General features: G+C 69.0%; 18 protein-coding genes and 2 pseudogenes. 11 read left to right on the top strand and 9 right to left on the bottom strand.

Translation table 11 applies throughout. The features are described from left to right. Positions 1-47 precede the first annotated feature (47 nt). The gene (locus tag ACIHCQ_RS31520) at positions 48-926 is read left to right on the top strand and encodes an alpha/beta fold hydrolase (protein WP_399669903.1); all 879 of its coding nucleotides are present in this window, start codon (positions 48-50) and stop codon (positions 924-926) included. A 24-nt stretch (positions 927-950) separates the two neighbouring features. Here the strand turns inward: ACIHCQ_RS31520 and ACIHCQ_RS31525 are convergent, their stop codons facing one another. Beyond that, positions 951-1601, bottom strand: a complete 651-nt coding sequence (locus tag ACIHCQ_RS31525) for a TetR/AcrR family transcriptional regulator (protein ID WP_399669906.1) — start codon at positions 1599-1601, stop codon at positions 951-953. Positions 1602-1696: 95 nt separating this feature from the next. On the opposite strand from ACIHCQ_RS31525, the gene ACIHCQ_RS31530 reads away from it, so the two are divergent. Further along, entirely contained in the window at positions 1697-1978 is a 282-nt protein-coding gene (locus ACIHCQ_RS31530) for a WhiB family transcriptional regulator (protein WP_399669909.1), read from the top strand. A gap of 87 nt (positions 1979-2065) precedes the next feature. After that, positions 2066-3289 (top strand): ATP-grasp domain-containing protein, encoded by a 1224-nt coding sequence (locus tag ACIHCQ_RS31535; RefSeq protein ID WP_399669912.1) that lies wholly within the window; start codon positions 2066-2068, stop codon positions 3287-3289. A gap of 16 nt (positions 3290-3305) precedes the next feature. On the opposite strand, the gene ACIHCQ_RS31540 is transcribed toward ACIHCQ_RS31535, so the two are convergent. After that, entirely contained in the window at positions 3306-4937 is a 1632-nt protein-coding gene (locus tag ACIHCQ_RS31540; protein ID WP_399669915.1) for a B12-binding domain-containing radical SAM protein, read from the bottom strand. A gap of 523 nt (positions 4938-5460) precedes the next feature. Here ACIHCQ_RS31540 and ACIHCQ_RS31545 point away from each other — a divergent pair. Then, positions 5461-6033 (top strand): hypothetical protein, encoded by a 573-nt coding sequence (locus tag ACIHCQ_RS31545; RefSeq protein WP_399669918.1) that lies wholly within the window; start codon positions 5461-5463, stop codon positions 6031-6033. Here ACIHCQ_RS31545 and ACIHCQ_RS31550 read toward each other — a convergent pair. After that, entirely contained in the window at positions 5951-6781 is an 831-nt protein-coding gene (locus ACIHCQ_RS31550) for an NAD(P)-dependent oxidoreductase (RefSeq protein WP_399669921.1), read from the bottom strand. The two genes, ACIHCQ_RS31545 and ACIHCQ_RS31550, sit on opposite strands and share 83 nt — an antisense overlap. A gap of 52 nt (positions 6782-6833) precedes the next feature. Here ACIHCQ_RS31550 and ACIHCQ_RS31555 point away from each other — a divergent pair. Further along, positions 6834-7192: pseudogene (locus tag ACIHCQ_RS31555) on the top strand (MerR family transcriptional regulator). Between the two features lie 179 nt (positions 7193-7371). Here ACIHCQ_RS31555 and ACIHCQ_RS31560 read toward each other — a convergent pair. Continuing rightward, the gene (locus tag ACIHCQ_RS31560) at positions 7372-7695 is read right to left on the bottom strand and encodes a putative quinol monooxygenase (protein ID WP_399669924.1); all 324 of its coding nucleotides are present in this window, start codon (positions 7693-7695) and stop codon (positions 7372-7374) included. Positions 7696-7759: 64 nt separating this feature from the next. Between ACIHCQ_RS31560 and ACIHCQ_RS31565 the strand changes: the two genes are divergently transcribed. Beyond that, positions 7760-8131 (top strand): MerR family transcriptional regulator, encoded by a 372-nt coding sequence (locus ACIHCQ_RS31565; protein ID WP_399669931.1) that lies wholly within the window; start codon positions 7760-7762, stop codon positions 8129-8131. Between the two features lie 118 nt (positions 8132-8249). Here the strand turns inward: ACIHCQ_RS31565 and ACIHCQ_RS31570 are convergent, their stop codons facing one another. From ACIHCQ_RS31570 to ACIHCQ_RS31580, 3 genes and pseudogenes are all read right to left on the bottom strand, one after another. Then, complete coding sequence (locus ACIHCQ_RS31570) at positions 8250-9224, bottom strand: acyl-ACP desaturase (protein ID WP_399669934.1); 975 nt, start codon at positions 9222-9224, stop codon at positions 8250-8252. A gap of 118 nt (positions 9225-9342) precedes the next feature. Then, positions 9343-10118 (bottom strand): annotated as a pseudogene (ddaH, locus tag ACIHCQ_RS31575) (dimethylargininase). Between the two features lie 106 nt (positions 10119-10224). Beyond that, positions 10225-11850 carry an ABC-F family ATP-binding cassette domain-containing protein gene (locus ACIHCQ_RS31580; protein WP_399669938.1) on the bottom strand — a complete coding sequence of 542 codons (1626 nt, stop codon included), beginning with the start codon at positions 11848-11850 and terminating at the stop codon, positions 10225-10227. 361 nt (positions 11851-12211) lie between these two features. Here ACIHCQ_RS31580 and ACIHCQ_RS31585 point away from each other — a divergent pair, with 361 nt between their 5' ends. Beyond that, complete coding sequence (locus ACIHCQ_RS31585; protein ID WP_399669941.1) at positions 12212-13030, top strand: isocitrate lyase/phosphoenolpyruvate mutase family protein; 819 nt, start codon at positions 12212-12214, stop codon at positions 13028-13030. Between the two features lie 39 nt (positions 13031-13069). Here the strand turns inward: ACIHCQ_RS31585 and ACIHCQ_RS31590 are convergent, their stop codons facing one another. After that, positions 13070-13486 carry an SsgA family sporulation/cell division regulator gene (locus ACIHCQ_RS31590; protein WP_399669944.1) on the bottom strand — a complete coding sequence of 139 codons (417 nt, stop codon included), beginning with the start codon at positions 13484-13486 and terminating at the stop codon, positions 13070-13072. 182 nt (positions 13487-13668) lie between these two features. Between ACIHCQ_RS31590 and ACIHCQ_RS31595 the strand changes: the two genes are divergently transcribed. Together ACIHCQ_RS31595 and ACIHCQ_RS31600 are read left to right on the top strand one after the other, a co-directional pair. Beyond that, positions 13669-14763 (top strand): WD40/YVTN/BNR-like repeat-containing protein, encoded by a 1095-nt coding sequence (locus ACIHCQ_RS31595; RefSeq protein ID WP_399669947.1) that lies wholly within the window; start codon positions 13669-13671, stop codon positions 14761-14763. 57 nt (positions 14764-14820) lie between these two features. After that, positions 14821-15525, top strand: coding sequence for an endonuclease V (locus ACIHCQ_RS31600; RefSeq protein ID WP_399669950.1), 705 nt, complete (start codon positions 14821-14823; stop codon positions 15523-15525). A 267-nt stretch (positions 15526-15792) separates the two neighbouring features. Here the strand turns inward: ACIHCQ_RS31600 and ACIHCQ_RS31605 are convergent, their stop codons facing one another. Then, positions 15793-17016: a saccharopine dehydrogenase family protein gene (locus ACIHCQ_RS31605; protein WP_399669953.1), complete on the bottom strand. Its 1224-nt coding sequence runs from the start codon at positions 17014-17016 to the stop codon at positions 15793-15795. A 169-nt stretch (positions 17017-17185) separates the two neighbouring features. On the opposite strand from ACIHCQ_RS31605, the gene ACIHCQ_RS31610 reads away from it, so the two are divergent. Further along, a complete protein-coding gene (locus ACIHCQ_RS31610; protein ID WP_399669955.1) occupies positions 17186-18331 on the top strand; it encodes a CaiB/BaiF CoA transferase family protein in 1146 nt (381 codons plus the stop codon). Further along, entirely contained in the window at positions 18331-19473 is a 1143-nt protein-coding gene (locus ACIHCQ_RS31615; RefSeq protein WP_399669958.1) for an acyl-CoA dehydrogenase family protein, read from the top strand. Before ACIHCQ_RS31610 ends, ACIHCQ_RS31615 begins: the two co-directional genes overlap by 1 nt. Positions 19474-19478 lie beyond the last annotated feature (5 nt).

The following is a 19478-nucleotide window of genomic DNA, read 5'->3' on the forward strand; positions in this document are numbered from 1 at the left end:
TGCTAATATATGCCCCTACTTCATCGGCCGACCGAGGAGAACCGGGTATGCACCCCTTGGCACCGCTCCTTCGCACCGCCCTCAACGCCACCTCCCGCGTCGCGCCCGCCCTGGCCGGGCGAGCGGCGTTCACGCTGTTCGCCCGCCCGCTCGGCCGCAGCCGCCCACGCTCGTCCGAACGGGAACTCCACGCCGCCGCACACACCGACCGGCTCACCGTCAACGGCAGGAGCGTCGTCACCTACACCTGGGGAGACGGCGCCCGCCCCGTACTGCTGGTGCACGGCTGGTCGTCGCGCGGCTCGCGGTTCGCCGACTTCGTCTCCGCGCTGCGCGACAAGGGCTACAGCCCGGTCACCTTCGACGCCCCGGGGCACGGCGACTCGGAGGGCCGCGCCACGACGATCCTCGAATACCGGGAGATCATCCGGCAGTTGCACGCGCGGCACGGCGACTTCGAGGCCGTCGTCGCCCACTCCTTCGGGGTGCTGGCGACGTTCTTCGCGCTGCGCGACGGGGTGGTGGCCCACCGGATCGTAGGACTCGGCGGGGTCGGCAGCTTCGAGTATCTGGTCGACGCGTTCTGCGCGGGCCTCGGGCTGAATGACCGGCTGAAGCGGGACTTGCGCCGCCATGTCGAGGGCCTGCTCTTCCCGCGCGAGCCGGACATATGGGAGCGCTTCAACGTCACGTACCGGCCGGAGGAGGTCGCCGTCCCCGTCCTGCTCTTTCACGACGAGGGCGACGGCATGGTGCCCGTGGCCCAGTCGCGGCTCATCGCGGCGACGCACGGCGAGCGCGCACGGCTGGTCGTCACCCGCGGCCTCGGGCACAGCCGGATCCTCAACGCCCCGGACGTCGTCGCGGAAGCGGTGGGCTTCGCCGTATCAGGCCGTGTCGGCCGCGACGAGGCGTCGGTGAGCTGACCGGAGGCGTCGGTCAGCTGACCGTCAAGGCTGCTCGGGCAGCTCCGCGGTGTCCGTGGCCGCCGCGCGCAGGCGGTTGAGGATGCCGCGCGCGGCCCTGTCGTACACCGAATCGTCGTCGTGCAGCACGGACTCGGCGTTGGCCGCCTCCATCAGCGCGATGATCTCGAACGCGAGCTGCGGTACGTCGAGGTCCGCACCGAAGCCGCCGACGCGCCGGGCCTCCTCGATGGTCCGCTCCACGTACGCCACCCAGTCGGTCCGGGCTTTGGCGACCGCGTCGTGCACCGGACCGCTGCGGGCGTCGAACTCGGCGGTGACGGTATAGAAGAAGCAGCCGCCGGCGAAGACGCGGCGCGCGGAGTAGTCCAGCCACCGCCCGCACAGCGCCCACACCCGCGCGGCACCCGGCGGCAACTCACGGGCGGGCGCCACCACCTGCTCGCCGAAGACCTCGATAGCCGCCCGCACTGTCGCGAGCTGGAGCTCTTCCTTGGAGCCGAAGAGCGCGAAGACGCCGCTCTTGCTTAGCTTCAGCTCGGTGGCGATGCGCCCCAGGGAGAGGCCCTCCAGACCTTCCACGGAGGCGACATTCATCGTACGTTCGAGCACCAGCCGCCGGGTCTGGTTACCGCGCTCGACGCGTCCGTCCATACGTGTGCTGCTGCCGGTCATGTCCTCCATCGTACTGAACGCACGGTCGTGCGGATATCCGGATCATTGATCCTTCATTGATCCAGCGTTTATCGGCACGAGACAACGTGTCCCGCATGCCGATCAACACCATCAGCTACATCACCAAAATCACCGACATCACCGACATCACCGACGAAGAACTCTCCTGGCAGGAGAACGCGCTGTGCGCCCAGACGGGACCGGAGTTCTTCTTCCCGGCCCCCGGGTCCTCGACGCGCGAGGCGAAGCAGCTGTGCGGGGCGTGCGAGGGGCGGGTGGCGTGCCTGCAGTACGCGCTCGCCAATGACGAGAGGTTCGGGGTCTGGGGCGGACTTTCGGAGCAGGAGCGGTTCCTCCTCAAGCGCAACCAGGCCTGACAACCGGGCGCGGGCAACCAGCACTCGAGGCCGGTCCGCGGCTAGACTTTCCGCGCTCCGGCAAGCCTTCAGGTAACGGTGGTGCGGATGACTCGGGTTGTAGTACTGGGCGAATACCGGGCGGACAGGCTGATTCCGCCGCTCGTACGGGCCGGCGCCGAAGTCGTCGTCCTGGGATTTGTGGAGCTCAGCTCTTTCCTGGGGCCCGAAGTCGAGTGCGGGAAGCTGCCGCATGACCTGACCGAGCGAGACCTTCTGCTGCTTCTCCAGGGCTATGACGCGGACATCGCGATCCCGAATATGAACTCACCCGGTCAGGAACAAACACTGCCGGTCTACGCCCGTGCCGCGGCCCAGTGGCGGGCGAGCGGTCGGCACATGCTGGTGCACTCCGAGGAATTCGCCACCCTGGCCACCGACAAGGTGGAGTTTCACCGGATCGCGGAACAGCGAGGCTGGCCCGTGCCCCGAGGAGTGATCTGCCACGACGCGACGACGCTTCGGGCCGCTGTTGCCGAGATCGGATCCCCTGTGCTGGTCAAGGAGGCCCGGAGCGAGTCCCATGCCGGGCGGTGCTTTGTGGCGCGCGACGAGCCGCTCGACCGGGCCGCCCTCGACATGATGTACCCGGTCCTGGTGCAACAGGCGGTCGCGGGCGAGGAATTCGCGGTCGAGCTGATCACAGGCCCGTCGTACACCGTCACCTGGCCGGTCGCCTCCCTGGGCATGCTCGACAGCGCTTGCGCGCCGGGGAAGCAGGCCCGGGTCGAGCCCGTCGAACTGCCCGACGGGGTACGGGAGGCGCTGGTCGCCGTCATCCGCGACATCGTGAACACGTACCGGCCGGCCGGCCCTTGGCAGATCGACTTCGCCGTGTCGGACGGCGCGCTCCATCTCATCGAGCTGAACGGCCGGCTCGGCGGGCTGTCCAATATGAGCTGGGCGAGCACGGGTCTCGATCCCCACCTGGCTCATGTCGGAGCCGTGCTGGGGCACCCACTTGAGCAGCCGCGGACGGCACAGGTCGCACTGGAACTTCCGGTGTACAACGAGGCGGTGCTCCCCGCCGCTCCAGCCGGGACGGAGCTGAAGTCCTTTCCGGGAAACCCGGCCAATCGGGTGCCGTACAACGCCGGGTACTACCGGGCGGTTCTCCGTGTCCCCGACAGCCGTGCGGGCGAGGCGCGGGACTGGTTGCTGGGCCTGCCACCGGGGACTCTGCTGATCGACTCCGCTGCGGCGGTCGCCCAGCTCACCCGTGCGATGAAGGCCCTCAAACAGGGCGGTGCGCCGCTCCTCCGCGACGCCTGATTTCCCTGCCGTCCGGTCAGCCGTCCACCGGCCAGGTGCCGCGGCGCACCATCTCGGTCACCTTCTGCGGACCGTTGGCCCGTACGAGCAGCTCCAGCCGCATCCGCTCGATGTCGTCGGCAGACCAGCTCTCGGTCGCCATCGTCGCCTTCTCGTGCGACCAGCCATTGTCGTAGTGGCGTACGACGTAATCCTTCTGGAATTCCCACATCTTTGTTCCGGGCAGCGGGGTGACAATGAAGGGGTTGGCGTAGGCCATCCCATGGTTCATCAACGTCGCCGCGTAGTCGATGGTTTTCTCGATTCCCTCCAGCGACTCGATGTACGGATTACCACCCGGTTCGGACGGTGGATTGACGAAGCCGAGCATAAAGCCGCCGGTGACCTGAATCCCGTAGTCGGTGAAAATTTGCACGATCTCTGCCGTGGCTTTCTGGATGGAGTTCAGCCTGGACTTCCCCGATCGCTCAAGGCTCTCTTCGTTCGCGCTCTCCACGGCGAGATAGACGCTGTAGCAGCCGCTGTCCGCCATTGCCCGAACCAGGTCTTTGAAAGTCAGGCCGCCGCGCATCGCGGCGATGACATTGCGGAAGTTGGGATTGCGGCATTCCTTGTCGTCCATGGCGTCGACGAAGCGTTCGCCCAGGTGCAGCAGGACAAGGTTGAACAGGCTCAGACCTCCTTCCTCCACCCAGGGAAGGTCGTGTTTCTTCAGGAGCTCGCACACCCGCATCGCATAGAGCGGGTCATGCATCAGATGGTCGTCCTCAATGAGGACTTCGGTCACTCCCTGTTTGACGATCTCGGCGAGGTGGAGATCGAACCAGTCCGTGCCCAGCGCCCGCCAGGGTCCGTTCACCATGGGGATATAGCAGAAGTCGCAGCCGACATTGCAGCCGATGGTGGAGAAGATCTGCGCCCAGGACCCGGTGGAGCGCACCCGTGCTCCCGAGGAGTGGTAGGCCTGCTCGTACTGGCTCATGTCCAGCAGTCCGAAATCGGGCAGCGGCATCATGCTCAACCGCTGATCCAGCCCCTGCCGCTTGGGCAGGATCCGCATATACGGGGTCGCCGCCGTGGTCCTGACGAGCGCGCCGTCGCCGCGCCGATAGGCGATGCCCGGTACGGAATCGACGTCGCCCTCCGCGGTGGTGAGCGCCTCCAGCAGCGCTGTGAAGGTCTGGTCGGCCTCATTGAGCACAATGAAGTCGAAGGGCGAATCGGGCAGCGCGTTGCGCCAGTCACCACTGGAGTGCGCGCCGCCGGTGACCGTCACGATTCCCTGGTCGATGTCCTTGATCAGGTCGGCCAGCGCCCGCGCGTTTCCCCACTGCACGGTGTAGTTGCACTGGACGCCCACGATGTCCGGGGCGTATTCCTCGATGCGGGCCCGTAAGTCGGCGTCTTCAAGCCCGTAGCGGACGAGGTGACCGGTGTCGAGGTCGAGGAGTTTGCGCTCGTGTTCCCAGCCCGCGAAGGGGGAGTCGATGATGCGTACGTTGAAGCCGGCCAGCTGTGCGTTGGTGACGATGCGCAGCAGTCCGATGGGAGTGCCGGCCCGTTTCATCACCTCGAAGGTGTCCAGTCCCATGCTCTGGAAGGCACTGGGGGAGGGCGCGGGCTCCACCACGCGGGTGTAGGACGGCACGATGAGCAGAACGCGCGGGGCTTCTCCGCCTGCGCGACGCCGGGCACCGCCGGCGGACGCCCGCAGGGATGGCTGACCGAGGTGTCGCAGCGCGGAGCGTTGCGGAGCGGATGAGAATATGACGGAGGGATTTTCCACAATCACGGACGAGGAACCGGCACGCTGAGCCATTACGGACTCCTATCGACGCTGCCGAACAGTTCCGCCAAGGCTGCCATTTATTTCGCGCCTTGGGCACCCGCTCTTTCTGGACAGTGGGGGGCCGCCGAGCGGGTAATGGGGCGGCAATCCGTGGCGAGTTTTGGACTTGCCCTGGCCGGACTGGATCACGACGGTGTCCTTGAACGCGATATTGAACGTCGCCATGTTCTCGTAGATGGGGGTCGCGTGAGGGAGACTGGTGCTCGGTACGGCCCACGGCGCAGTGGATTGCGCCTGGCGCGAACTGAGTTCCTCTTCGCGACCCCTGGGTCTTCTATGTGCGAGGCGAAGCAGCTGCGTGGGGCGTGAGAGACTCGGCCGCATGATCAGCCATGGCGACGACTCGCGGCACGAACTGTTTCTCCGTGAGGGTCTGGACGCCGTGGACGTGGTGCGCGCTCACACTGCGGCGCTGCGCGTGCTGCGGTCCAGTATTGAGTCGGCTCACGTTGATGCCTACAGCGATGTCGCCTGGCCGCAGGACGTCATGCCCTCTTACGAGCAGGCGCTGTGTCTGGCTCGGAATGCTGTGGTCAGTGGCACCCGATCCGCGAGGGCCGATCCCGGAATGGGGATTGATATCGATATCCGCGACGATGCACAGTTCGAAGTGCTACTGGCCCTGGCTCCCTACACGATCCACGCCGAGGGATGGCTGGGCAATCAGTCGATCTTCAGCATGGATGACACCGGAACAGCCCTGTGGGTCGCCGTCACAGCGGCGGAAGAAGTCGAACTCAGGTCGCAGCTCGACACACTGGGAATAGCGCGAATGGCGTTCACGGCCGAATGCCCTGGAGGGGGCAGAACAGCTAGAGCACGGCAAGGCGGGAGAATCCGGCTGACCCGTGCCCGGCGTCGATCGCCCGTTGAACGGCGGCCCGCCCAGAGCTGAGCACGCTGTCGTCCAGGCCGTTCGCCCGGATGGTGTCGATGACGTCGTCCAAAATCGCCGCCGCCGAGACGACCGTGGAGGCGTCCCCGGGGAAGTCGTCCGTGGTGATGTGCTCGGCGACCACGTCGATCAGCTCGGGGAGCAGACCGGCCATCACGTTCGCATGCCCGCCAAGATCGGCCGGGGTGATGTTCTCCGCGGCGGCCAACCGGAACGCGTGCACCACCCCGAACATCGACGTCCAGAACAGGTCCAGCAGGGACACGTTGAACCCGGCCGCCCGCCCGGGATCCTCGCCGAGGTACGTCCCGTTCTCGCCGAGTGCGGCCAGCGCGCCCTGGTGCGCCTGGTAGACGTCGCTCGGCCCGCTGTACAGCAGCGCCGCCTCCGGGCCGCCGACGACCCCGTTCAGGATCACGCCGTCGATGTAGTGGACGCCGTGTTCCGCTGCCCACGCGGCCATCTCGCGGGCCTGCTGCGGCGAGCCGCCGGTGAGGTTGACCAGGGTGCGGCCCTTCAGCGCGTCGGGATCAAGAACCGATCGCACGGCCTGGTAGTTCAGCACGCACACGATGACAAGAGGGCTCGCGGCGATCGCCTCGGCAGCGGTGCCGGCAATGGTGGCGTCGAGGTCGTTTCCTTTGCCTGGCGTGCGGTTCCACGCGGTGGTGGGGTGGCCGGCGGTGGCGAACGCGGTCGCCAGTGCCCGGCCCATCGGGCCAAGTCCGAGGACAGCCACGGGTGTCATGCCGGTTAAGCTAAACCTTCACGTTGACGTCAGAGTCAAGTCGGGAGCCGGGATGCGGATCGGGGAACTGTCGCGACGGACAGACGTCAGCGAGCGCGCGTTGCGGTACTACGAGGAACAAGGCTTGCTGCGCCCGGAACGGCGGCCGAGCGGCTATCGCGTGTACAGCGACGCGGACGTGCCGGCAGTACGGCGGACCGGGGCCTGCTCGCGGCCGGGCTGAGCACAGCGCAGATTGTGGAAGTGCTGCCGTGCATGGTCGATGACAACGGCCTGTTGATGCCCAGCTGCCCGGAACTGGTCGACGAGCTGGTCAAGCACCGGGACCGGATCGGCGAGGCCATCAGCGAACTGGAAGCGACCCGCGCCAACCTGAACACGATCATCGCCGGCGAACAGCGAGGAGGCTGACACCGGGCGCCTCCGGGCTGCTTCGGCAGGCACGGGAAGAGAGGCCGCAGGTGGGAGCGGGCATGGCGGAGCCGCCGGGCCTCGGAGGTGAAGCCGGGCGGTATGGCCTTCATCGGCCCGCATCCTCGCGAGCGTGACCAGCCTCGCGTTCACGCCGCACTGCTGAGGGCACCGACGACCTACTCTCGGTCGATTGTCGGATATGTGCTCAGCATGGTGTTGAAGTAGCCCTCCGGGGCTTCTTCGAGGTAGTCCAGCAGGTTCTCCAGGAAGGCACGCAGATGCGGAAGCGCGTTGTGCTGATCCAGGTCTTCCTGGGAACGCCAGACTTCGTACAGGAAGAATCGGCCGTCCTCATGCTTGTGGAGGTGGTACTGCAGGTTCCCCTCCTCCTGCCGGGTGGGTTCCACGAATGAGGTGAGGATCCGCCTGACCTCCTTGGCGCGCTCCGGCTTGGGCCGCAGGAAACCGTAGAGGGAGATGGGCGTTTGCGTTGTCGTCATAGGGCCAACGCTAGAATCTGCCACCGATGTGAGGTTCAAGTTCGTCGCGCGTGAGGTGGGTCACATGAAAATCGGCGAACTGGCTCGCGTGTCGGGCGTGAATGTACGGCTGCTGCGTTACTACGAGGAGCAGGGCCTGCTCACCTCGTACCGGGCGGGTGGCGGCCACCGCCACTACACGGCCGACGCTCCCACCACAGTCGCTCAGATCCGCACCCTGCTGGCTGCGGGACTCCCGACGAAGGTCATACGTGACCTCATGCCCTGCCTCCTCGGTGACGGCCCCGAAGTCGACGCCTGCGTGCTGGGCCATCTGCGGACGCGGCTGGATGATCTGGACACTCGCATCGCCAACCTGCAACAGGCCCGAGCATCGCTCAACGGCCTCCTCGACGCTTCCATGCAGGCATCCCGGAGGATGCCCTCATCCGCCTGACGCGCCGAGCGATCCAGGCGCGGAAAACGCAGTGGTGGCCCCCTCGGACTCGCCGAGAGGGCCACCAGCCGGCTGGACGCAGCCGGACGCAGCCGGACGTAACGAAGAAAGAAGGCGGTCAGCGCGCCGCGCGCGCCGCCAGACGGGCCTTGCGGGCCGCCAGCTTCTCGTCGAACTTGCTCGCCTCGGCGTCCAGGCCCCGCATGTACAGGCCCAGCTCCTCCTGCGCCTTCAGACCCTCCGGGCCAAGCCCGTCGATGTCCAGCACCTTCAGGAAGCGCAGCACCGGCTGCAGCACATCGTCGTGGTGGATGCGCATGTTGTAGATCTCGCCGATCGCCATCTGCGCCGCGGCCCGCTCGAAGCCCGGCATGCCGTGCCCCGGCATCCGGAAGTCGACCACGACATCGCGCACGGCCTGCATCGTCAGGTCCGGGGCGATCTCGAACGCCGCGCCCAGCAGGTTGCGGTAGAAGACCATGTGCAGGTTCTCGTCGGTCGCGATGCGCGCCAGCATCCGGTCGCAGACCGGGTCGCCCGACTGGTGGCCGGTGTTGCGGTGCGAGACGCGCGTCGCCAGCTCCTGGAAGGCGACGTACGCCACCGAGTGCAGCATCGAGTGGCGGTTGTCGGACTCGAAGCCCTCCGCCATGTGCACCATCCGGAACTGCTCAAGCTTGTCCGGGTCGACCGCGCGCGAGGTCAGCAGGTAGTCGCGCATCACGATGCCGTGGCGGCCCTCCTCGGCCGTCCAGCGGTGCACCCAGGTGCCCCAGGCGCCGTCGCGGCCGAAGAGGGAAGCGATCTCGTGGTGGTAACTGGGGAGGTTGTCCTCGGTCAGCAGGTTCACGACCAGCGCGATCTTGCCGATGTCGGTGACCTTGGACTGCTCAGGCTCCCAGGCCTGGCCGTCCTCGAAGAAGCCGGGGAAATTGCGGCCGTCGGTGAACGGGACGTACTCGTGAGGCATCCAGTCCTTGGCGACCTTGAGATGGCGGTTGAGTTCCTTCTCCACCACCTCTTCCAGCGCGTACAGCAGTCGCGCGTCGGTCCACGCGTCCGAACTGCCGAGTTGAGGAGAGGTGATCGTCACGGGTTACTCCTGGGGACGGGAGAGTTGTACTTACGGATTCGTAGGTTACGAGACCGTAGGTTAAGGCGGCGGTAAGCCTCAGGCCAAGCCCAGCATAAAGATGTCCGGTTACCTTCCGTTATGCGTACAGGTCGCGGAGCCGTACGGAGAGACAAGTCACGCATCCTTCGAGTTTTTCGAACTCGCTGATGTCCACCGTGACGGGCTCATAGCCGAGCTCCGCGAAGAGCTCCGCCGTCTTCGGCGCGCTCGCCGCCATCAGCAGCCGGCCCCCGCCGAGCAGCACCACATGCGCGCCCGACTCCTCCGGTACGGGCAGATGGTGCGGGAAGGCGGTCGGCGTGTCGATCAGCGGCGGGTAGCCGATGACCGTGCCGTCCGGCAGCGCGGTCACCGCCGACTTCAGGTGCAGCGCCTTGCTCACCGGTACGGCGACGACCTGTGCGCCCAGCGGCTCGAAGGCCGCCCGCAACTGCTGGACCCCGGCCGCGTTCGTACGGCCGCCACGCCCCACGTAGATCGTGTCGCCGACCTTCAGGACGTCGCCGCCGTCGAGGGTGCCGGGCTCCCACCCCAGTTTACCGAGCAGCCGAGCCGGGCCACCGTCTCCTCGACCGTCGCCGTCTCCGGCCTGCGGGATTCGGCTCCCGGGCGCGTGATCAGCGCGACGTTCCGGTACATCACCACCGTGTCCTCGATGAAGACGCCGTCCGGGCAGTCGTCGGCGGGCTCTGTCTCGACGGTCTCCCAGCCGTGCTCGCGCAGCGTCCCGGCGTACGTCTCCCACTGTTCGAGCGCCAGCCGGGCGTCGACCGGAGTGCGCTCCATGTGGGTGACCAGGCCCTCGGCGAGGCGCGGGCTCGGTCGGCGGATCAGGGCTTTTCTACTGGGCACGGGCGCCTCTCCAGAGATCTCGGCGGTCTGGTGGCGCCCATCATGGCCGTCGTCCCGGGGGATGGAATCCCCGAAGGGCGGTGGCGGGACCGCTCAGCCGCGCAGCTCAGCCTCGTACCTCCTCCGCGTCGATGTCACGCAGCTCGCCGTCCAGCAGCAGCCAGCGCGTGATGCCGATCGATTCCAGAAACGCCACATCGTGGCTCGCCACGATCAGCGCCCCCTCGTACGACTCCAGCGCCGCCGTCAGCCTCCGCACGCTCGCCATGTCGAGATTGTTCGTCGGCTCGTCCAGCATCAGCAGCTGCGGCGCCGGCTCCGCGAGCAGCAGCGCGGCCAGCGTCGCGCGGAACCGCTCGCCGCCCGACAGCGTCCCGGCCCGCTGGTCCGCCCGCGCGCCCCGGAACAGGAAGCGCGCCAGCCGCGCCCTGATCCGGTTATTGGTCACGTCGGGCGCGAACCGCGCCACGTTCTCCACCACGGTCAGCTCGTCGTCCAGCACATCGAGCCGCTGCGGCAGAAAGCGGAACGGGACCTCGGCCACCGCCTCGCCCGCGACCGGCTCCAGCTCTCCGCTGATCGTCCGCAGCAGGGTCGTTTTGCCTGCTCCGTTACGCCCGACCAGCGCGATCCGCTCCGGGCCGCGCACTTCGAACTCGCCCTTCACCTCGGCTCCGTAACGTAGCGCCAGCGCGCTCAGCCGCAGCACGCCCCGGCCAGGATGGACCTTGGTGAACGGCAGCTCGACGCGGATCTCGTCGTCGTCGCGGACCGCCTCCGCCGCCTCGTCGAGCCGCTCCTTCGCCTCGGCGAGTTTCTCGGCGTGCATGATGCGGTGCTTGCCCGCCGACTCCTGGGCCGCGCGCTTGCGCGCCCCCATAACGATCTTCGGCTCGCGCTTGGAGTCCGCCATCTTCTGGCCGTACCGCTTGCGGCGCGCCAGCTTGAGATGCGCCTCGGCCAGATCGCGCTTCTGCCGCTGTACGTCGGCCTCGGCGACGCGGACCATACGCTCCGCCGCCTCCTGCTCGGCCGCGAGCGTCTCCTCGTACGCGGAGAAGTTCCCGCCGTACCACGCGACCTCCCCGTCGCGCAGATCGGCGACCTGGTCGACCAGCTCCAGCAGCTCACGGTCGTGGCTGACCACGACCATCACCCCGGACCAAGCGGCCACCGCGTCGTACAGCCGCCTGCGCGCGTACAGATCGAGGTTGTTGGTCGGCTCGTCGAGCAGCAGTACGCCCGGCCTGGCCAGCAGCAACGCGGCCAGCCGCAGCAGGACGCCCTCGCCGCCCGACACCTCCCCGATGGTGCGGTCGAGGCCGATGTGGCCGAGCCCGAGCTGGTCGAGGGCGGCGCGCGCCCGCTCCTCGACGTCCCACTCGTCGCCGACCGCCGTGAAGTGCTCCTCGCTCGGATCGCCCGCCTCGATGGCGTGCAGGGCGGCGCGGGCGGCGGCGATGCCGAGGACCTCGTCCACGCGCAGCGCGGTGTCGAGCACGAGGTTCTGCGGCAGATAGCCGACATCGCCCGCGGTGCGCACCGCTCCGCCGGAGGGTGTGAGGTCTCCGGCGATCAGCCGCAGCAGCGTGGATTTTCCTGATCCATTGCGGCCGATCAGGCCGGTCCGTCCCGGGCCGACCGCGAGCTGGAAGTCATCGAAGACACCGGTGCCGTCCGGCCAGGCGAAGGTGAGGGCGGTGCAGGTGATGTGGGTGGGGGCTGTAGACATACGGGTCTCCGGTTGCGTGGAAGGGGTGCGGGCAACGGATGGAGACACCAGCGGTACGGGCGACGGGCCACGGGCGACCAGAGCGGGAGCGCGGACATGGAAAGGTCCCGGTCGGGAAGGGAGGACGGCTCAAGCACCGAGGTCGCACGCAGTGCGTACAGAGCATGCTGAAAGCAGCTGTACCGCACGGTGTCTCAGGACCTCAGATGCGCAACGTCCCACTCCAATCGACGACAACAGGACCCTGTCGACGCTACGAGGGGCGGTCGCGGGCTGTCAACGAGATATCGAGCACGCGGCCCGACGTCGATGTCGGATTTTCGCCAGCCACCCGGGTCCGCCCGGTGCTTGAGTTCCGCTCATGACCGACCTCACTGAGCTTGCCCGCCGCTTCCACTCCCTGCACACCGCCGACCGCCCCCTGGTCCTCCCCAACGCCTGGGACACCGCCGGCGCCCGGATCATCGCCGACACCGGTGCGGCGGCGATCGCCACCACCAGCGCGGGCGTCGCCTGGGATCTCGGCGCCGCGGACGGCGACCGGCTGGACCGCGGAGCCGCGCTCGACCGGCTGGCACGTATCTGCTCCGCCGTCGACATCCCCGTCACGGCGGACATCGAGGGCGGCTACGCCGAGACCGCGGACGGCGTCGCCGACACGATCCGGGCGGTCCTCGCCGCCGGAGCGGTCGGCGTGAACATCGAGGACGGGATCCGGCCCGCCGACGAGCACACGGCGCGGATCGCCGTCGCCCGCGCGGCCGCCGACGCCACGGACGTGCCGCTGTTCGTCAACGCCCGGATCGATGTCTTTCTGGCGGGCATCGGCGCGGAGCCGGACCGGCTGAAGGAGACGCTGAAGCGGGCCGCCGCATGTATCGCCGCGGGCGCGGACGGGATCTTCGTGCCGGGCGTGGTCGACCCCCGGACGGTCGAGGCCCTCGCCCACGGGATCGACGCGCCGCTGAATGTGATGGCCGGTCCAGGGGCGCCCGACACGGCGGAGCTGGCGCGGCTGGGCGCGGCGCGCGTCAGCGTGGGGTCCCAGATCGCGCAGGCCGCGCACGCGCTCGTACGCGAGGCGGCCCGGGAACTGCTCACCTCGGGCACCTACACCGCCCTGTCCGGCGGTTACGACTACCTGGAGCTCAATGCTCTCCTCGGCGCCGAGCGCGCGTAGGACGTGCGTAGGACGTGCGTAGGAGACGCAGAACAGCCCTCAGCAGGCGTCGCGCAGCAGCTCCGCCAGATTGTGATCGAGGTCCAGAAAGAGGTGCTCCCGGCCGTCCGGGACCATGTCCTGTGCGCGCTCGAGGAAGCGGCGCAGCTCGCTGGTGCGGACATGCACCATGGCGATGCCCTCGGGGGCGTGGAACTCCAGCACCGTACGGTCGAAGCCGTACGGCCGCACACGTACGTCGCCGACCCCGGCCGCAGTGTCCACGCCCGCCGCGAGCAGTTCACGGGAGAACGTCCAGGACACCTCGCTGCCCTCCAGCGTCGCCGGAGCGGGGAAGGCCATCTGTACGGCGAACGGCTCCTCGCGGTCGTATCGGAGTGTGGCCGGTACGCACTCCATCTGGGGCGCCGAGGCGACCAGCCGGGCTTGCACGGCCTGCTCGATAACGGTGTACAAGGCCTGCTCCTTATTGCGGTGCGTGGCTCGGGTGTCGCGCCCGCGGCCCCCTGTCACCGGGAAAGACGGCAGAACGAGCCTTTGCGTGCATCGAGGTGAAGAGTATCGAGAGTGAAGTACGTCACGTGCGCTCCTCGTCGCGCTCTGGACGGCGTTTCGCCCGTGGGCTAGCTTCCAGCGCCATGATCTCCATGGGGAAGACGAGACGAATGGTGTCGGCGGGACTGTGCGCGGCAGCCCTGGCCGCGGCCCTGGCCGTACCGGCTCAAGCGCAGGCAGCGCCCGCTCCCGCTCCAGCTCAGCAGCGGCCTGGCTGGTCCCTCAAGGACACCGGCGCCGACGTACGGATGCGGGGCCTCGCGGCCGTCAGCCGCAGCACCGCGTGGGTGGCGGGCTCGAAGGGCACCGTGCTGCGTACGTCCGATGGTGGCCGCCGCTGGCTGAACGTATCGCCGCCCGGCGCGGGCGAGTTGGAGCTCCGCGACATCGAGGCCTTCGACAACCGGCGCGCGGTCGTGCTGGCGATCGGGGAGGGCGAGGCGTCGCGGGTCTTCCGTACCGAGGACGGCGGGGCGAACTGGACCGAGTCCTTCCGCAACACCGACCCGAAGGCCTTCTACGACTGCATAACCTTCTTCGACAGCCGGCACGGCCTCGCCATGAGCGATCCGGTGGACGGCACGTTCCGCATTCTGTCGACCGGTGACGGCGGCAAGTCGTGGCGGGTGCTGCCGAGCGCCGGGATGCCCGCCGCGCTGCCGGGCGAGGCGGGCTTCGCCGCGAGTGGCCAGTGCCTGGTCAGCGCGGGCAGCAAGGACGTATGGCTGGCGACGGGCGGCGGCGCGACGGCGCGCGTGCTGCACTCCGCCGACCGCGGCCTGAACTGGACGGCCGTCGAGTCGACAATCCCGGCGGGGGACCCGGCACGCGGGGTCTTCGCGCTCGCCTTCCGGGACCGCGACCACGGCATCGCCGTCGGCGGCGACTACCGCGGCGACCAGGCGTCCCCGCGCGCCGTAGCGGTCAGCCGGGACGGCGGGCGCAGCTGGCGGCAGGCGAAGACGCCGCCGCCCGCCTACCGTTCGGGCGTGGCCTGGCTGCCGCACAGCCGCTCGGCGGCGCTCGCCGTCGGCCCGTCCGGGACCGATCTGACGGTGGACGGCGGGCGCACCTGGCGCACCGTCGACACCGGTTCGTACGACACGGTCGACTGCACACCCGACTTCGGGTGCTGGGCCTCGGGGGAGAAGGGGCGGGTCGCCAGGCTGGAGTTCTGAGGTAATTCCGGCTGCCGTGTCTTCATGTCGGCATGTCGTCATACAGTGGGCCGTACCATGAAGATCATCGAGACGCCCGCCGACTGGCCCGCCGACGAGCCCGCCGCCCTGGCCGTCCAGGACGAACTGCGCAGCCGCGTCATCCTGGACGAGCCGGGGCCGCCGCCCGGCGCCGGCCTGGTCACCGGCGTCGACGTGGCCTACGACGACGAGCGCGATCTCGTCGCCGCGGCGGCCGTCGTCCTCGACGCCGCGACGCTCACCGTCGTCGAGGAGGCCACCGCGGTCGGCCGCGTCGCCTTCCCGTACGTGCCGGGGCTCCTCGCCTTCCGCGAGCTCCCGACCGTACTCGCCGCCCTTGAATCGCTGACCGCCGAGCCCGGTCTGGTGGTCTGCGACGGTTACGGGCGGGCGCACCCGCGCCGCTTCGGGCTCGCCGCGCACCTCGGCGTACTGACCGGGCTGCCGGTGATCGGCGTCGCCAAGAACCCCTTCGTCTTCCGCTACGGCGAACTCGGCGCGCGCCGCGGTGACTTCGCACCCCTCCTGGCTGACCATGGAGAGGAAGTCGGCCGCGCGCTGCGCACCCAGGACGGCGTCAAGCCGGTCTTCGTCTCGGTCGGGCACCGGACGACGCTCGACAACGCCTGCGCGCATACGCTGCGCCTCGCGCCCCGCTACCGGCTGCCCGAGAGCACGCGCCGGGCCGACCAGCTCTGCAGGCGCGCCCTGGCGGAGGCGACTGCTCAGTACCCGAACTGAGTACCCGAACTGAGTACGTGAGCTGAGTATCCGCGCGGATGTCATGTCCTGGTCGTGATCGACATGCTGACTGTCATGACCACCACACGGACAACAACGCGCAGCGCGACCGGCGCCACCCCCGTCCACCTCCTGGAGCGCACCGTCACGATCGTGCTCGTCACCGCCGCCCTGGTCGGCTTCGGGGATCGATGATGTACGTAGCGCTGACCGGCTGATCAGTCGACCGGCTGACCGCTGACCGGCTGACCGCTGACCGGCCGACACTCACCGCGTGTCGGCCACCCGGAAGGCGATTCCCGCCGCCCGCAGCCGTTCCAGCAGCGCATCGCCCATCGCGACGGCCGTCGTGACCTGCCCCGCTGCCTCCGGCAGCGCGTCGAAGGCCAGACAGAGCGCCGACTCGGCGAGCATCTTCGCCGTCTCGTCGTACCCCGGGTCCCCGCCCGCGACCTCGGTGAAGACCCGGCGGCCGCCGCCCTCGCCCACGAAGCGCACCGAGAACGAGCTCTTCGCCCGGCGCTCAGGACCCGGCCCCTCACCCGGCTGGAGGCGGCCCATCAACCACCGCCGTGCCGGGGGCAGTTGCGCGAGCGCGTACCCCGCCGTCACGGCCGCCGCGCCGCCGAGCGCCATCGGCAGCCGCTCGACCGCCACGTACTGCCGGTAGCGGAAGTCCGGTCCGTACCACGGCAGCGCCGCCGCCGACCGCGCCACGATCCGCGGGTCCATCGTCGGCATCGGCAGCGCCCAGGTGCCGGTCTCCCGGCTGAACCGCGGCCCGCCGAGCGGGGCCCGCGCCCGCCGCCCCACCAGCCGCGGCTCGTACAGCCGCCGCTCGCGCGCGGCCCGCAGGGTCTGCCGGCCGCGGCTCATGATGGTGAGTGCGGACGCGAGCGTCCCGCCCGAGACCGCGGCGTCGGTGCGTACGAACCCGTCGACCCGCAGCGGCACGTCCCGCGGCAGTTGCTGGACGGTGAAGTACGCCCCCAGGTCGTACGGGATCGAGTCGAAGCCGCAGGCGTGGACGAGCCGCGCGCCGGTCTCGCGGGCGCGCGCGTCGTGGCGTACGTACGTCAGGTCCACGAACTCCGGCTCACCGGTCAGATCGGCGTAGTCGGTCCCCGCGTCCGCGCAGGCGGCGATCAGCGTCTCCCCGTACCAGACGTACGGACCGACCGTCGTCGCCACGACCCGGGCGGACTCGGCGAGTTCGCGCATCGCGGCCGGGTCGGCTGCGTCGGCCTCGATCAGCGGCAGCCCGGCGCAGGCGGGGTAGGTGGCCGTGAGGTGCTCGCGCAGCCCCTCCAGCTTCTCCCGGCTGCGGCCCGCGACGGCCCAGCGGCATCCGTCGGGCGCGTGCGCGGCCAGATACTCCGCGGTGAGCCGACCGACGAACCCGGTCGCTCCGAAGAGCACGATGTCGTACGGGCGGCCGTACGTGCGGTCGTACGCGCGCTCCACGCGATCGGTTCCATTCTGGCTGTTCAATGCGCCCCTCCGCCGTTGCTCCGCTGATGTCGGTGGCTGACGCTAGCGTGCCCGCGAGCCGCGCAGAAGGCGCGTTAAGCGCTTGCTTGGCCCAAACCCTTGTGCGGAGTGAAACGTGTTCTTACCATCGCTGGTGTTACATCAGTTGTGTCACAGTGCTGGGGGCTTGATGGCAGTGTCAGGGAACGACTCGAACGGTCCGCTGACCGGGGTACGTGTGGTCGAGCTGGCGGGCATCGGCCCCGGCCCGTTCGCCGCGATGCTCCTGGCCGATCTCGGGGCCGATGTCGTACGGGTTGACCGGCCCGGCGGCGCGGGGCTGAACATCGATCCGGCCTACGACCTCACCAACCGCAACAAACGCTCGGTCCTGATCGACCTCAAGGCGGCGGACGGCCCGGGCCAGGTCCTCGATCTCGTCGAACGCGCCGACATACTGATCGAGGGGTACCGGCCGGGCGTCGCCGAGCGGCTCGGGATCGGCCCGGAGGAGTGCCTGGCCCGCAATCCCCGGCTCGTGTACGGGCGGATGACCGGCTGGGGCCAGGACGGACCGCTCGCCGAGCGCGCCGGGCACGACCTCGCGTACATCGCCATCACCGGCACGCTCTCCATGATCGGCAAGTCCGACGAGCCGCCCGCCATTCCCGCGAACCTCGTGGGCGATTACGCGGGCGGCTCGCTCTATCTCGTGATCGGCGTGCTCGCGGCGCTCCAGCATGCCCGTACGGAGGGGGGCGGCGGCCAGGTCGTGGACGCGGCCATCGTGGACGGCACCGCCCATCTCGCCACGATGATCCACGGAATGATGGCGGCGGGCGGCTGGCAGGACCGGCGCGGGGCGAATCTCCTCGACGGCGGCGCCCCCTTCTACGGCAACTACGAGACCGCCGACGGCCAGTACATGGCGGTCGGAGCGCTGGAGCAGCGGTTCTACAACGAGTTCATCGAGCTTCTCGGCATCAAGGACGAGGCTCCGGCCCGTAAGGACTTCGCCCGCTGGGACGAGCTGCGCGAGGCCGTGGCCGCCCGCTTCAGGACGAAGACACGCGACGAATGGACCGCGGTCTTCGCGGGCTCGGACGCCTGTGTCGCGCCGGTGCTCTCGCTCACCGAGGCCCCCTCGCACCCGCATCTCGCGGCCCGCGGCACGTTCGTGGAGCACGGCGGGATCACCCAGCCCGCGCCCGCTCCCCGCTTCTCCGCCACGCCCGGGGCCGTACGGCGTCCGCCCGCCCTGCCCGGCGCGGACACCGCGGAGGTCGCCGTCGACTGGGACGTGCCCACCATCCGGGCCAGGGAGGGCGACAGCTGATGAAGCGCCAGATCTTCGCCGCCGAGCACGACGCGTTCCGCAAGAGCGTCCGCACCTTCCTCACCAAGGAAGTGGATCCGCACTACGAGCAGTGGGAGAAGGACGGCGTCGTCAGCCGGGACGCCTGGCTGGCCGCCGGCCGGCAGGGGCTGCTCGGCATGGCCGTGCCGGAGGAGTACGGAGGCGGCGGCAACGCCGACTTCCGCTACAGCGCCGTGCTTGCCGAGGAGTTCGCCCGCGCGGGCGTCGCCGGGCTCGCGCTCGGGCTGCACAACGACATGGTCGGCCCGTACCTCACCGGCCTCGCGACCGAGGAGCAGAAGCGGCGCTGGCTGCCCGGATTCTGTACGGGTGAGCTCGTCACCGCCATCGCGATGACCGAGCCGGGCGCGGGATCCGACCTCCAGGGCGTCCAGACGCACGCCGAGGATCGCGGCGACCACTGGGTGCTCAACGGCTCGAAGACCTTCATCTCCAACGGCATCCTCGCCGACCTGGTGATCGTGGTGGCCAGGACGACCCCCGAGGGCGGCGCGAAGGGTCTCTCGCTCCTCGTTGTCGAGCGTGGCACGGACGGCTTCGAACGAGGCCGCAACCTCGACAAGATCGGCCAGAAGTCCCAGGACACGGCCGAGCTCTTCTTCAACGACGTACGCGTCCCCAAGGAGAATCTGCTCGGCGAGTTCAACGGCGCGTTCATCCATCTGATGACCAATCTCGCGCAGGAGCGGATGAGTATCGCGGTCGCCGGAATCGCCGCCGCCGAATTTGTGCTGGAGATCACCACTCAGTACGTCAAGGAGCGCGAGGCTTTCGGCCGGCCGCTCGCCAGGCTCCAGCACATCCGTTTCGAGCTCGCGGAGATGGCCACCGAGTGCGCTGTGACGCGTACGTTTCTCGACCGCTGCATTGTCGATCACGCGAATGGGGAGCTGGACGCGGTGCACGCGTCGATGGCCAAATGGTGGGCGACCGAACTGCAGAAGCGGGTCGCGGACCGCTGCCTCCAGCTGCACGGCGGGTACGGCTATATGACGGAATACCGCGTCGCGAAGGCGTTCATGGACGGCCGTGTCCAGACGATCTACGGCGGTACGACCGAGATCATGAAGGAAATCATCGGCCGCGCGATTCTTGCCTGACCTTC

This window comes from Streptomyces sp. NPDC052236, from assembly GCF_044548015.1.
Lineage (GTDB): Bacteria > Actinomycetota > Actinomycetes > Streptomycetales > Streptomycetaceae > Streptomyces.